Consider the following 12,613-nt stretch of genomic DNA (forward strand, 5'->3'; position numbering starts at 1 on the left):
CTCAATTACTTGATCGACCGCGTTTAATAGCTGAATCGAGTGTTTGGGATATCCAAGCTGATGGTCGCCCACAACAAATGAAAGCCATTATTCGCGAAGATGAATGCATTGGTTGTACCAAGTGCATTAGTGCTTGTCCTGTTGATGCAATTATCGGAAGTGGTAAGCTCATGCACACGATTCTGACAGATTTGTGCACAGGCTGTGAGCTCTGTATCCCTCCTTGCCCTGTTGATTGTATTGACCTCGTCCCTGATAACAATCCCATCCCCACTGAGGATCAACGTATTAACGAGCAGGACAATCTTCGTCAGCGTTACTACGCACATATTCAACGTGAAGAAAAACGTCGTATCGACCGCAAAGGTCCTGTAGTTAGAGCCGAAATTGACACTGAATTTTTCGCACAATTTTCACAGGCTTTGAAAAATGTTCCGACTATAACATTAGCTGAAAAAGCAAAAGACCATAGCGCACAAGATGCTAAAACTACTATTGAGCTCGCCAAAATACGAACTCAAATCAAAAAACTGGAGAAACAATTAAGTGTTCGACTTGATCCGCAAAAGCAAGCACAACTTGATGCCCTTCAAACACAATTAAAAGAATTACAGGAGGTCTAAATGTCGAGTAAAAATATGACTAAGAAGCAAGTTCAGACTTTCTTCGAGCGCTTACGAGAACAAAGACCGACTCCACAAACTGAACTCAATTACTCATCTCCTTTTGAGCTATTGATTGCAGTTATGCTTTCAGCCCAAGCCACTGATGTGAGTGTCAATAAGGCAACTGATAAACTTTTCCCTATTGCCAATACAGCACAATCCATTCTAAATCTCGGTATTGAAGGATTAAAGAGTTATATTAAAACCATCGGTCTCTATAACTCTAAAGCTGAAAACGTCATTAAAACCTGTCAAATTTTAGTTGATCAATATCAAGGAAATATTCCAGAAACACGTAAAGAACTCGAAGCACTTCCTGGTGTGGGTCGAAAAACAGCGAATGTTGTTTTGAATACAGCTTTCGGTCATCCAACTATGGCGGTCGATACGCATATCTTTCGTGTCGGTAATCGCACTGGACTTGCGATAGGAAAAAATGTTCTAGAAGTAGAACATCGACTCATCAAAGTTATTCCAAAAGAATTCATTGTTGATGCACATCATTGGCTTATTTTACATGGTCGTTACTGTTGCATCGCACGTAAACCGAAATGTGGTGAATGTATCGTAGCCGATGTCTGTAATTGGAAAGATCGTTTTGAGTTTGGAGCGACAAAGCCCATCAAACTCAAAGAAATACATTAATCCTGATCTTTTTTAGTCTGCTGTAATTTTGGGTGTAACTGGCGTGGCTTGCCATATTTTTTATTTTCAATCGCCTGCTGTTTCTGCACATGACGTAGCATTTTTTGACTTTGGTATAATAGAAAAAGTAACAGTAAAACACTTAAAATAACGACAAGGATAAGAACAAACTTCAACATTTACCTCTCCAAAATAAAAAGAGCCCTATTTAAAGAGCTCTTTTAAATTTGCTGTTTAGATTATTTATCCAAAATAGCAAAAAGATCTTTTTGAACTTCATCAATCGCACGCAAGCCATTCAACTTATCGTAAGTCGGTGCATTTTCGCCTGAAGCAGCACGACCTTGATAGAAGCCAACCAATTGCTCAGTTTCACTATGGTAAGAAGCTAAACGCTTACGGATTGTTTCTTCTTGATCATCAGGACGTTGTACTAGGTCTTCGCCAGTTTCATCATCCTTACCTTCCACTTTAGGTGGATTGTAAACTAAGTGATATACGCGGCCAGATGCTGGGTGCTGACGACGACCAGAAAGTCGTTGAACAATTTCCTCATCAGGAACATCAATTTCAATCACGTGATCAATAGAGATTCCTGCTGTTTCTAATGCCTCAGCTTGTGGAATCGTACGTGGAAAACCGTCAAAAATACAACCGTTAGCGCAATCAGGTTGAGCAATACGCTCTTTCACCAGACCAATGATCAATTCATCGGATACTAAACCACCTGACTCCATAACGCTTTTCGCTTTTAAGCCAAGTTCAGTACCTTCACGAATTGCAGCACGGAGCATATCACCGGTTGAAATTTGTGGGATATTGTAGCGCTTACAGATCAACTGAGCTTGAGTACCTTTTCCTGCCCCAGGTGGTCCGAGTAAAATAATGCGCATAAAGAACATCCTCATTTAAAAACAATAAATCTTAAATTGAGCAATATCATACAGACTTATTGCTCAACCAACATCAAATTAATTATAAGAAAGCAACAAATAAATGGATTAAACCTGCTAAAAAACCAGTCACACCACCCAACACAATTAAAATCCACTCATCTTCCTGAAACGCAGGACGCAATAAGTTTTGGAACTCTTTCGGTGTTAGCTCACGAATACGATCTCTAAACATTTGAAAGATTTTCTGTGCACGGCTTGCATTTAATGCAGGATCACATACAGGCCCCATGGTAATTTCAATTGAGCGATCAATCAAGTCGGTCTTGAGTCTAGCATATTCTCTTGGACCTAATGATAACTGTAATGATGTTCTGACTAATGGGGTTTCCATGATTTCATTGATATGACGCTTGACAATTCGACGAGTTTTATCTTTCTTCGTCCCATACATCATTTCTGTCATGATCGATTTAAGCGTAATAAGGTCTTCCGTCACCACACTAGCAAACACATCAGAAACTTCTTCTTGACGTTTCATAAATGCACCTTGAACGTTATATGTACCGATCTTCAAGACTGGAACAATCCAAGGGAATTTACGATCTTTAGTCAGGCGGAAAATCTGAGGATATCGAATATAGTGAGGTTCAATAGGATTGAAAACCATCCAAATTGCAATCCAGTTGGTTAGGAAACCCCATATTGCAGCCCAAAATGGTACAGTCCAATGCCATGGCACCACAAACCAAACGATCATTTGGAAAATACCAAAGAACATACCAATCAATGCGCTGATGTGCCAAATAAAATTGATTTCTTTTTGACCAACTTTTAGGAACATTCGTACCATCAAACGGCGATCACCTTCCATTTGGCGAACAACCATTTCTCGCATATCAACAAGTGACTCGACGTTCATGGTCAGCTCAGTCACAAGTTCTTTTAAGGTATTTGGTAATTGTTTATGTGCTTGAGCATAAATACGACGTTTAATCGAATAAGGTAGGTTTTCCCATAAAACCGCATTACGATCAATCATGACTTCGTCAATGAGGTGTTCAAGCTCGAAACCGACTTGCTCACCAATGATCATCGCCATGTCTTCGGGGTCCATTGCCTCTAAAAACTCTCGCAATGAGCCTAACTTAGATAATGTATTGTCAGTAATGATGCCTGAAATACGCCCTGCTTTACGAGGTACAATTCCTTGCCAGCCTACGGGTAATGGACCTAAATGGAATCCCCAAAAAGTAATTGGGTAAAATACCATTTTTAAAGCCATCCACACATGCGCCCATGTCACAAAAGCAGTTACTGGAATAATACTCAGAACTGCCCAAAAATCTGGGCGAGCGAGGAAAATCTGCCACAATTCATTGACGTAATCAAACATGCATGACTCTCAAAATTATTAGTAGATTATGGCTTGTGGGCTAAACAATCAGTACAGCACTTACAAACCAAAACTTAATGTATAAGAGAATTGAATCGTTGGTTCAGTTTTTTCAATTACCTCTCCACGACCATTTTTCATTCTCTCACCAGCACCAATTCCTACACTAAATGTGCTGATGCGTTCAGGGTTTAGCCAAACATAGGCTAAATCTACGCCTGCACCGAGACGTGCTTTTTCTTTTCCATTAATTTGTTTGCTTTCAATGTGCCCCGCATAAGCACCAATGTAATATCCGTTTTTGTCTGTACCAGTTAAATGATATGGATAACGAAACCCAACCTGACCACCTGCAGGATTGTCATCATTCAAAAACACACCTGCTTTGGCATAAGCAATCCCATATGGATTAACCCATTCAACATTGCCATGTAATAACTTTTTAGTGAAACCTGCACCAACATTCCATGTTGAAACTTTAGCGTCTTTTAATTTTGGCTCAGGTAAATAAGGATTTTCGTCTGCGTAAGCAACAGTGTTCAACGACATAACCGCTAATAAAAGATAAAGTTTTTTCATTATTTTCTCCATTTTCCCTAAGAGTGTGTCTTAGACATTCCTATTTCAAACAGTTTCAGACTTTAACAGAATTATTTTGCTTCTAATATACAAGACCCTACAATTTTCATGTCTGCAAAGTCAAAAACTGTCGCACCATCATTTATATGATCAGTTGAAAAATCTACAGTAAGATCGTTCAACTTACGTTAAAATAGTCCACTTTCGTTCTCTGCCATCCTGCAATTTAAGTCGATACCCTATGAAACAGCACTTTCCTTTAAAAAATATGCAACAAGAGAAGCGCATTTATAAGGGTCGAATTTTTTTTGCGATTTCAGTCGTCGTTGTTTTCCTACTTTTATTGATTTGTCGTTATGCATATTTACAGATTATTCATTACGATGACTTTACAACGGCTTCTGACAAAAACCGTATTCGCTTGCAGCCCCTCCCTCCAGCACGTGGTTATATCTACGATCGTAATGGTGTATTGCTCGCAGACAATTATCCAGTATTCAGTGCCACATTAAGTAAAACTGATGTTAGCGACATAGACGGAACCCTAGCACGTCTTATTCCAATTTTAAGTCTCACTGAAGAAGATATTGAGCGTTTTAAAAGCCGGGTCAAAACTGCTCGAAAAACAGAACGAATCGCGATTAAGTTAAATCTCACAGAAGCAGATATTGCCAAATTTAGTGAGGTTAAATACGCATTTCCTGGTGTAAAAATTGAGACTCAAATGACTCGCTACTATCCACATGGCGAGTTGTTTGCTCATGTGATTGGATACGTTGGACGAATCAATGACAAAGAACTCAAATCGATTGATAAAGATTTATATGCTGGAACAAACCTGATCGGGAAAATTGGTGCGGAGAAAAGTTACGAAGAATTATTACATGGCACTCCAGGTTATGAATCTGTAGAAGCTGATGCACACGGTAACGTTCTTAGACATCTTGGTCGACAAGACCCTGTACGTGGAAATGACCTTTATTTGTCTATTGATTATGGTTTACAGACTATTGCAGCACAACAGTTAGTTGATCGTCGTGGTGCAATCGTTGCAATGGACCCTCGTACAGGGGAAATTCTAGCTTTAGTTTCAAGTCCAAGTTTTAATCCAAACTTATTCGTTACAGGGATTAGTACTAAAGACTATAGTGGTTTACGGGATAATCCTGATCAACCTCTTTACAATCGTGCTGTTCAAGGTGCTTATCCTCCAGGATCAACGATCAAGCCAATGTTTGGTCTTGGTGGGATTCATTACGGATTGGTCGATTGGAGTACCGCGATCTCAGACCCAGGTTACTTCTCTTTACCAGGTGATAGTCATCGTTTCCGTGACCATAAAAAAAGTGGGCATGGTGCAGTGAATTTACATAAAGCCCAAGTAGTTTCTTGTGATACCTACTTTTATATTTTGTCGTATCGTATGGGAATCGACAAAATGAATACTTGGATGCGCCAATTCGGTTTCGGTGAGAAAACTGGTGTTGATTTACCAAGTGAAAGCTCAGGCTTATATCCAAGTCCAGAATGGAAAATGCGAACTCGAAATACAAAATGGTTAAAAGGTGAAACCATTTCAGTGAGTATCGGTCAAGGTGCATTTACAGCGACACCATTACAGCTCGCTATGGCAACGGCAATTACAGCCAACAAAGGCTCACATGTCACACCACATGTTTTGAGAGATCATAAAGGCGCCAAGAAGCTTCCTGTTCACAATGCTCCTGATGGAAAAATTCAGTTTAATGGGACAGATGAAGATTGGATCAATATGCACGCTGCCATGATTGATGTCATTCAATCTGGTACAGGTCGCGGGATCAAAGGCGGTCTGCGTTATTCTATTGCAGGTAAAACAGGTACAGCACAAGTAAAAAGTATTGCTCAGGGCAAAAGATATAACGAAGCAGCATTGTCCTCTAGACAGTGGGATCATGGTCTATTTGTCGGATTTGCACCTGCAGAAAATCCAGAAATTGCGATCGCCGTAGTTTGGGAAAATGGTAAGCATGGTGGTTCCGCCGCTCAACTTGCGCGTCCAGTATTTGATTATTGGTTGGTTAATCGTAAGAAAAACCCAATTCGTCCTTTGAACCATCAAGTCAGTGGTGGGTTAATGACAGCTGGCATCAAACCTGCAGAACTTCCAAGCGGTAGTGGTACATTTAGTTCAACAAATGCTCCTGCTTCAACTCCTGCTGTAAGCTCAACAGCACATGCCGATGGAGTATCTGAATAATGAAAAATCAGTTACGCATTATCGGAGGAGAATGGAAACGTCGAACATTACCGTTCGCATCTATTGAAGGATTAAGACCAACACCTGATCGTGTACGTGAAACATTATTCAATTGGTTAATGTGGGATATCCAAAATAGTAAGGTATTAGATTTATGTAGTGGTTCAGGAGCTTTAGCTTTTGAAGCGCTTTCTCGTGGTGCAGCTGAAGTTATCATGATTGAACCCGATGTCACTCAATCTGGATTTCTAAAACAAAATATTCAGCTATTAAAAACCAATAAATGTCAGCTCTACGTGACCACAGCACAGAAAGCTTTACAGAAAATTAACCAACAATTTGATCTTGTTTTTCTTGATCCGCCCTATGGCTTGAATTTATGGCAAGAGTTAGCTGAGTCTGTGGATACAAAGATCGTAGCGAATGGTTTTATTTATGTAGAAGCTGATCGTGAGTTATCTGAACTAAAACTGCCTGCTTCTTGGAAAAAGATTAAAGAAACCAAAGCAGGAATAGTAAAAGCAGGTTTATATCAGAAAATGCCTTAAAGGACTCTTAACCAAAACAATCGAACCATTTGTCCTCGATCAAACGGAAAACTCGACAAATATTCATATCCTATTCGATTGTCTTGGTTAATCTGATAAACGATGCCATAACCCAGTGAAATGGATAAATCATTGAGACCAAAACTCATCGTGTCTCCCGTCAAGACTTTTTGGTTCAGCTAGTCAGTTTGATAAGCCGTATAGTTATAAATTCTTAGACGTTCATCATGATAAAATTGATTGTGTAAAATTGAATAGTCCGTTTTAATTTCTGGATAAGCAGATTCAAACATCTCTTCAGTATGTTGATCCTCAAATCCAGCAAAAAAGTCGTATTGCTGTGCTGCTAAAAATTGTAAAGGCATCAAAAGACAAGTAAGTAAACATAGACGTCTGGCTAACATAGCATTCAATAAAAGTTTCTTGAGCATAAGCAACATAGAGTTTAAAAGTATGTGATAGTAATCAACGGATTTGGCAAATAACAACTCAACAAGCTCTCAAACCCAATTTTATAGAATCAAGTATATGTCTAAGTGAATTTCGGAATGTAGAAATTGCTAATGATGTCTAAAAAGATTATTTAATTTCATTTGTGTCTGACATAAACTATTAATTTATAGATTGAATTCTATATACAATAACCCCAATCTCATCATCTAATTCAACTCCAAAAAATTATGAAACGTTTTATCTTGTTAACGATAATCTTGAATTTAACAGGTTGTATCTTTGGTCAATCCAATGAAGTGAAACGTGCAGAAAAAGTTTTGCAGAGTTTTGAATGTAATAATATTGAAACCAACCAAATTGCAACCTCATCAATTACCAATTTTCATCAGCAAACTTTGGCTGCAAACAAGTCAAAAGCATCAACATATGTTGAGCAATACAAAAATGGCGAAGATCTCTTTGACATACCACTCGATGAAGTAGTACAACAAAAATATCAACTTTATAAACAAGCATGTCAAGCACTTGGTGGTGTTGCACCTAGAACTGAGCCTGTAATAGTAACCAATAATCATGAGGATACTAGCGGGGCTTGATAGCAAATTGGATCGCTTCACATGATAGAACAACAAATAACTTTAAAACATTATATTGCCTTCGGTTTTATATGCCTCGCAGTCATCATCGCTAGTATTCACCCACTTGAGTTTGAATCGTATCTGTTGCATCAAGCTGGCACGGTACTCATGTTGATTGCATTAATTATTGTAATTAAGAAAATTGGTATCGATTTCTATAGTTTTTGCTTATACCTTGCTTTTTTATTCATTCATATTGTTGGTGCACACTATTTATATTCATACGTACCTTACAATGAGTGGTTTCAAACGCTATTCCACATTGATTTGAATCAAACAATGGGATGGTCGAGGAACATGTATGATCGTTTTGTACATTTCGCTTATGGGCTACTACTCTACCCATTCTTCTACCGCTGTTTTGAGTTCTTCTTTCCCAAATCTAAACCCGTTGCAATATTTTTATTAGTTGTCCAATTTGTCATGGCATCGAGTTTAGTCTATGAGTTGATTGAATGGTGGATCGCAATCGGTTTATCGCCAGAAGATGCCGAAAATTACAATGGGCAACAAGGAGATATTTGGGATGCACATAAAGATATGTTTCTAGCAACTCTTGGTTCGATTTTGATTGGTTTACTATATCTATATAAAGAAAAAACTCTTATTCAGAACAAATAAGAGTTTTCCCCATGTTTAGAACATCCAATTTGAAGAGACATCTAAATCATTGAATAATTCTTTGAAAGATGTCTCAGCTAAGTCAGTTTGCACAGAAATCGTCTCCACAGTGCCTAATAGCGAGTTTTGACTCACAAGATTCTGATCAAACTCATTTAATAATTGATCTATCACATCTGTTTCCAACTTTTCTGCACTTAATAAATGCTCTAGCGGAATTGATAATTGTTCCTCATCTACAAAGCTATCCGATATGTTTGGAGCTCTTAAAAGACGATCTAAATTAACAGAGTCCACAAAAGAAGTTTGAACCTCCTCAATGATTAAGGAATCACTCAACATCAGCGCACTAGGTTGAGCTGGAGCTACAATTGTGAAATTAAAGGCATCACTGAGTTCACTGGTATTACCAGCTACATCTGTTTGAGTTAAAGTAATTTTGTGTGAGCCTAAAACTAAATCATTCGTTACGGTGTAACTCCATTTACCATTATCTCCAACTGTAACAGTCCCAATCGGATAGCCATTATCAAATATTGTGAGTACTGCTTTTGCTTCACCAATTCCTGATAATGTTGGCTTGGTATCATCGGTACTTCCACCTGAACTAACAGCGCCTTTAACTGCGCCAATATCATCCATTACCGTTTGTAGCAGAGGCTTAGTCGGTGCAATTGTATCTTTAGCACCAAATATATCTGTAGGTTCAGAACGATTTCCTGAAGAATCGATAATATAAATTTTGGCAATATTTTTATCTGTTAAAGCAGGTGACAAACTCAGACTGAACTTACCATCCGCACCAACTGTTCCAGAGCCAATAGTTGTTTGACCATCTGCACTTTTAACTTCTATTTTTGCATTTGCTTCAGCTTTGCCTGTCACAATAGTGCCATCTTGATTAAGCTGTGCCAAAGGTGAATCAGGTGCAATTGTATCTTTAGTTCCAGTCACAACTGTTGATTTCGAAACATTACCAGCACTATCAATTGCAGAGACAGCCACTTTGCTTCCATTCACTAAAGGTTCGTTTAGTTTTACTGTATAGTTTCCATCCTGATCCGCTAGACCAGTGGCAATGACTTTTCCTGTTGAGTCTTTAATCTCAATTTTTGCTTTGGCTTCAGTTTTACCTGTAATCGTTTGTGTATCCGAACTGAGTACTGCCGTTGGTGTTATCGGAGCAATCATATCCGTCGAATCATTTTTATCATTATTATTGTCGTCATCATCATTCACTGCCAACAAATAAAGACCTTCAGCAGCCAGAGCTATCAGTCCGCCTTTAATCAATTGCGATTTAGTGATCCCAAGATCATCTGCGGGTTCTGATACTGAAGAGACTTGTGTAGGTAACTCTGTCGAAACTTGAGGTACAGCTTGACTTGATGATGTGTAACGAACAAATTTGCCCGAATCATCAAATTCGGCAATCGAGTAGCTACCATCATCATTGCTAAGCGCCAATGTATGCTCACTGGCATTCATTTCATTGTAAAAATCACGAATGATTATTTTCTCGCCATTTTTTAAAGTAATGACTAAATCATCGCCTTGCTTGATGATGGATTTTATACTCTCTTGGTTGATACCTAATTGAATAATAGATGGCTGACTTAATATGACATCCTTGATTTGTCCATCTTGTAAAATGTTTAGGCTCGTCTTTGAAGAAACGATAACTCTTGTCATTATTATACCCACTGATCAATTTTATTTTAAAAACTTTAGATTAATGAATAATTAAGTACTTAATCTGTTCGTTAAAATATCAAATGCAATCATTTAGAATAATCTATTCAAAGCTGAGTTTTGTCATTTTATTTAATTGACCATCAATTAAAATCAGATGTCATAAAACAAAAAACCAGCCGAAGCTGGTTTAAAGATTTCTTTGTTAACTTAGAATTTAGGATCGCGCATTTGAACGAGCGTATTGTTTGCTTTTACTAGAGTATCAGTCATTTTCCCAAGTACTGCTGGAATTAAACTTTCTGCCATTTGCGCTGCTTGTAATCCAAGTTTCTCACCAAATGTCGGGCGTTTGCGAGTATTGATCACGTATACATCATGTTTTGGTAACAAGCTAAGTAAATACTCATCCGAAGTCTGTAACTTATCCACCAAATTTAATGCGAGAGCATCTTCACCATACCAATGCTCACCTGTTGCCACTTTTGAAATATCTAATTGAGGACGATATTTTTCAACAAAGTGCTTGAATAAAGAATGCGTTTGTTGCAATTCTTCTTCAAATTTCGCCTTGCCTTCAGGTGTATTTTCTCCGAACATTGTCACAGTACGTTTATACTCACCAGCCGTATACAATTCAAAATCAACGTTATGTTGTTTTAAAAGACGGTTGAAGTTTGGAACCTGTGCAACCACACCAATTGAACCGACCACAGCAAATGGTGCTGTAATGATTTCATTGGCAATACAAGCCATCATATAGCCACCGCTTGCAGCTACTTTGTCTACACAGATCGTCACATTAAAACCCGCATCACGTAAACGAACTAACTGAGCAGCAGCCAAACCATAACCGTGTACCATTCCACCAGGACTTTCTAAACGAACTACAACGCGGTCGTGCCCTGCTTTTGCGGTTGCTAGAATAAGGGTAATTTCCTCACGAATCGTATCTACAGCAGAGGCTTGTACATCACCTTTGAAATCGAGCACATAAATTTTCTGATCATTTTTTTTACGAATTTTCGCTTCTTTTGCAAGCTGTTGCACCAGTTGTAAAAGTTCCAAACGAGATGCTGTTGTTTGCGCAATTCTTTTTCTTTGCTCATTCACGCGCGCATTTAAATGACTTATACGAATCTCAGCAGGAAATTTAGGTAAATGGAATAACATAAAATAAGTGCTCTTAAGTTCGGCTTTTATCCGTCTAAGATGTGGTCAGTTGAGTTAAAATTCAATAGTGATTTTGAAAAATAGATTCTTTTTCATCTGCCTATACAAAAAAAGAGCCCGAAGGCTCTTCTTTTCACTGTAAAAATATCAACCGAAACGACCTGTAATATATGCTTCAGTTAATTGATGATCTGGCTGAGTAAATATTTTCTCAGTTGAGTTCACTTCGATCAAATCACCTAAATGGAAGTAAGCAGTACGATCAGATACACGAGCTGCTTGTTGCATTGAGTGCGTTACAATGGCAATCGTATATTGCTCAGAAAGTTCAGAAATTAATTCTTCAATCTTCGCAGTTGCAATTGGATCAAGTGCTGAACACGGCTCATCCATTAAGATCACTTCAGGGCTTACTGCGATTGTACGTGCAATACATAAGCGTTGTTGCTGACCACCTGACAAACCTGTTCCTGGCTGACTCAAACGATCTTTCACTTCTTCCCACAGACCAGCTTTACGTAAACTGTTTTCAACGATTTCTTCCAAATCGTATTTATCACGAGCTAAGCCATGTAGCTTAGGACCATAAGCTACGTTATCGAAAATTGATTTAGGAAATGGATTCGGTTTTTGGAATACCATACCAACTTGCGCACGTAGTAGAACCACATCAAGATTTGGATCATAAATATCTTGATTATCTAGAGTGACTTTACCTGTTACGCGACAAGTATCAATCGTATCATTCATGCGATTCAAAGTACGCAAGAAAGTCGATTTACCACATCCTGATGGACCAATAAAAGCAATCACTTCATTTTGATAGATATCAAGATCAATACCTTTAATCGCTTCAGTTTCACCATAGTAAACATGAACATCTTTGGTCATGATTTTTACTTCATTGCTTTTAGGCTTTTTATTTGATGAAGCCGTTTCAAACTGAGAAACAAAAGCAGTATTAGATTGCTGAACTTGTGCTTCAGATGAATTCGATTCTGTTTGCTGTGGATTCACTGACTTATCCTTTTCTAATGCGTTCATAATTTCAATCGTATTCATTGTACTCTC

General features: G+C 38.3%; 13 protein-coding genes and 1 pseudogene. 6 read left to right on the forward strand and 8 right to left on the reverse strand.

All coding sequences use genetic code 11. The features are described 5' to 3' along the window. Together A2003_RS04500 and nth are read left to right on the forward strand one after the other, a co-directional pair. Window positions 1-623 (forward strand): RnfABCDGE type electron transport complex subunit B (locus A2003_RS04500; protein WP_286686873.1); only part of this gene is annotated, 623 nt, incomplete at its 5' end. Then, window positions 624-1,310, forward strand: coding sequence for an endonuclease III (gene nth, locus A2003_RS04505; RefSeq protein WP_039048254.1), 687 nt, complete (start codon window positions 624-626; stop codon window positions 1,308-1,310). It begins immediately after the preceding gene. On the opposite strand, the gene A2003_RS04510 is transcribed toward nth, so the two are convergent. The 4 genes from A2003_RS04510 to A2003_RS04525 all read right to left on the reverse strand — a co-directional run bounded on the left by A2003_RS04510 (window position 1,307) and on the right by A2003_RS04525 (window position 4,178). Then, on the reverse strand, window positions 1,307-1,489 hold the full coding sequence (locus tag A2003_RS04510; RefSeq protein ID WP_004956301.1) for a hypothetical protein: 183 nt from the start codon (window positions 1,487-1,489) through the stop codon (window positions 1,307-1,309). The two genes, nth and A2003_RS04510, sit on opposite strands and share 4 nt — an antisense overlap. A gap of 60 nt (window positions 1,490-1,549) precedes the next feature. Continuing rightward, complete coding sequence (gene adk / locus A2003_RS04515) at window positions 1,550-2,203, reverse strand: adenylate kinase (RefSeq protein ID WP_004912504.1); 654 nt, start codon at window positions 2,201-2,203, stop codon at window positions 1,550-1,552. 82 nt (window positions 2,204-2,285) lie between these two features. Beyond that, complete coding sequence (locus A2003_RS04520) at window positions 2,286-3,599, reverse strand: DUF445 domain-containing protein (protein ID WP_004912505.1); 1,314 nt, start codon at window positions 3,597-3,599, stop codon at window positions 2,286-2,288. A gap of 60 nt (window positions 3,600-3,659) precedes the next feature. Next, the gene (locus A2003_RS04525; RefSeq protein WP_004956295.1) at window positions 3,660-4,178 is read right to left on the reverse strand and encodes a hypothetical protein; all 519 of its coding nucleotides are present in this window, start codon (window positions 4,176-4,178) and stop codon (window positions 3,660-3,662) included. A gap of 241 nt (window positions 4,179-4,419) precedes the next feature. Between A2003_RS04525 and mrdA the strand changes: the two genes are divergently transcribed. Continuing rightward, window positions 4,420-6,417 carry a penicillin-binding protein 2 gene (gene mrdA / locus A2003_RS04530; RefSeq protein ID WP_112987196.1) on the forward strand — a complete coding sequence of 666 codons (1,998 nt, stop codon included), beginning with the start codon at window positions 4,420-4,422 and terminating at the stop codon, window positions 6,415-6,417. Beyond that, window positions 6,417-6,965 (forward strand): 16S rRNA (guanine(966)-N(2))-methyltransferase RsmD, encoded by a 549-nt coding sequence (gene rsmD, locus A2003_RS04535; RefSeq protein ID WP_004912511.1) that lies wholly within the window; start codon window positions 6,417-6,419, stop codon window positions 6,963-6,965. Before mrdA ends, rsmD begins: the two co-directional genes overlap by 1 nt. Here rsmD and A2003_RS04540 read toward each other — a convergent pair. Next, a pseudogene (locus A2003_RS04540) lies at window positions 6,962-7,369 on the reverse strand (hypothetical protein). The gene rsmD and the pseudogene A2003_RS04540 sit on opposite strands and share 4 nt — an antisense overlap. A 276-nt stretch (window positions 7,370-7,645) precedes the next feature. Here A2003_RS04540 and A2003_RS04545 point away from each other — a divergent pair. Continuing rightward, window positions 7,646-8,014 carry a hypothetical protein gene (locus tag A2003_RS04545; protein WP_004963179.1) on the forward strand — a complete coding sequence of 123 codons (369 nt, stop codon included), beginning with the start codon at window positions 7,646-7,648 and terminating at the stop codon, window positions 8,012-8,014. A 21-nt stretch (window positions 8,015-8,035) separates the two neighbouring features. After that, complete coding sequence (locus tag A2003_RS04550; protein WP_286686874.1) at window positions 8,036-8,677, forward strand: DUF2238 domain-containing protein; 642 nt, start codon at window positions 8,036-8,038, stop codon at window positions 8,675-8,677. Window positions 8,678-8,692: 15 nt separating this feature from the next. Here the strand turns inward: A2003_RS04550 and A2003_RS04555 are convergent, their stop codons facing one another. The 3 genes from A2003_RS04555 to pstB all read right to left on the reverse strand — a co-directional run bounded on the left by A2003_RS04555 (window position 8,693) and on the right by pstB (window position 12,604). Next, window positions 8,693-10,369: an Ig-like domain-containing protein gene (locus tag A2003_RS04555; RefSeq protein ID WP_039048251.1), complete on the reverse strand. Its 1,677-nt coding sequence runs from the start codon at window positions 10,367-10,369 to the stop codon at window positions 8,693-8,695. 210 nt (window positions 10,370-10,579) lie between these two features. Then, complete coding sequence (gene sohB, locus A2003_RS04560) at window positions 10,580-11,542, reverse strand: protease SohB (protein WP_004912525.1); 963 nt, start codon at window positions 11,540-11,542, stop codon at window positions 10,580-10,582. A gap of 147 nt (window positions 11,543-11,689) precedes the next feature. Then, a complete protein-coding gene (pstB, locus tag A2003_RS04565; RefSeq protein WP_004912527.1) occupies window positions 11,690-12,604 on the reverse strand; it encodes a phosphate ABC transporter ATP-binding protein PstB in 915 nt (304 codons plus the stop codon). Window positions 12,605-12,613: the final 9 nt, after the last annotated feature.

This window comes from Acinetobacter sp. GWC1_38_13 (assembly GCF_001767535.1).
Taxonomy (GTDB): Bacteria; Pseudomonadota; Gammaproteobacteria; order Pseudomonadales; family Moraxellaceae; genus Acinetobacter; species Acinetobacter junii.

Coding starts and splice junctions, on each gene's coding strand:
- A2003_RS04545 (WP_004963179.1), top strand. CDS start 7,646: ATGAAACGTTTTATCTTGTTAACGATAATCTTGAATTTAACAGGTTGT.
- nth (WP_039048254.1), top strand. CDS start 624: ATGTCGAGTAAAAATATGACTAAGAAGCAAGTTCAGACTTTCTTCGAG.
- A2003_RS04510 (WP_004956301.1), bottom strand. CDS start 1,489: ATGTTGAAGTTTGTTCTTATCCTTGTCGTTATTTTAAGTGTTTTACTG.
- A2003_RS04525 (WP_004956295.1), bottom strand. CDS start 4,178: ATGAAAAAACTTTATCTTTTATTAGCGGTTATGTCGTTGAACACTGTT.
- A2003_RS04555 (WP_039048251.1), bottom strand. CDS start 10,369: ATGACAAGAGTTATCGTTTCTTCAAAGACGAGCCTAAACATTTTACAA.
- pstB (WP_004912527.1), bottom strand. CDS start 12,604: ATGAATACGATTGAAATTATGAACGCATTAGAAAAGGATAAGTCAGTG.
- mrdA (WP_112987196.1), top strand. CDS start 4,420: ATGAAACAGCACTTTCCTTTAAAAAATATGCAACAAGAGAAGCGCATT.
- sohB (WP_004912525.1), bottom strand. CDS start 11,542: ATGTTATTCCATTTACCTAAATTTCCTGCTGAGATTCGTATAAGTCAT.
- rsmD (WP_004912511.1), top strand. CDS start 6,417: ATGAAAAATCAGTTACGCATTATCGGAGGAGAATGGAAACGTCGAACA.
- A2003_RS04520 (WP_004912505.1), bottom strand. CDS start 3,599: ATGTTTGATTACGTCAATGAATTGTGGCAGATTTTCCTCGCTCGCCCA.
- adk (WP_004912504.1), bottom strand. CDS start 2,203: ATGCGCATTATTTTACTCGGACCACCTGGGGCAGGAAAAGGTACTCAA.
- A2003_RS04550 (WP_286686874.1), top strand. CDS start 8,036: ATGATAGAACAACAAATAACTTTAAAACATTATATTGCCTTCGGTTTT.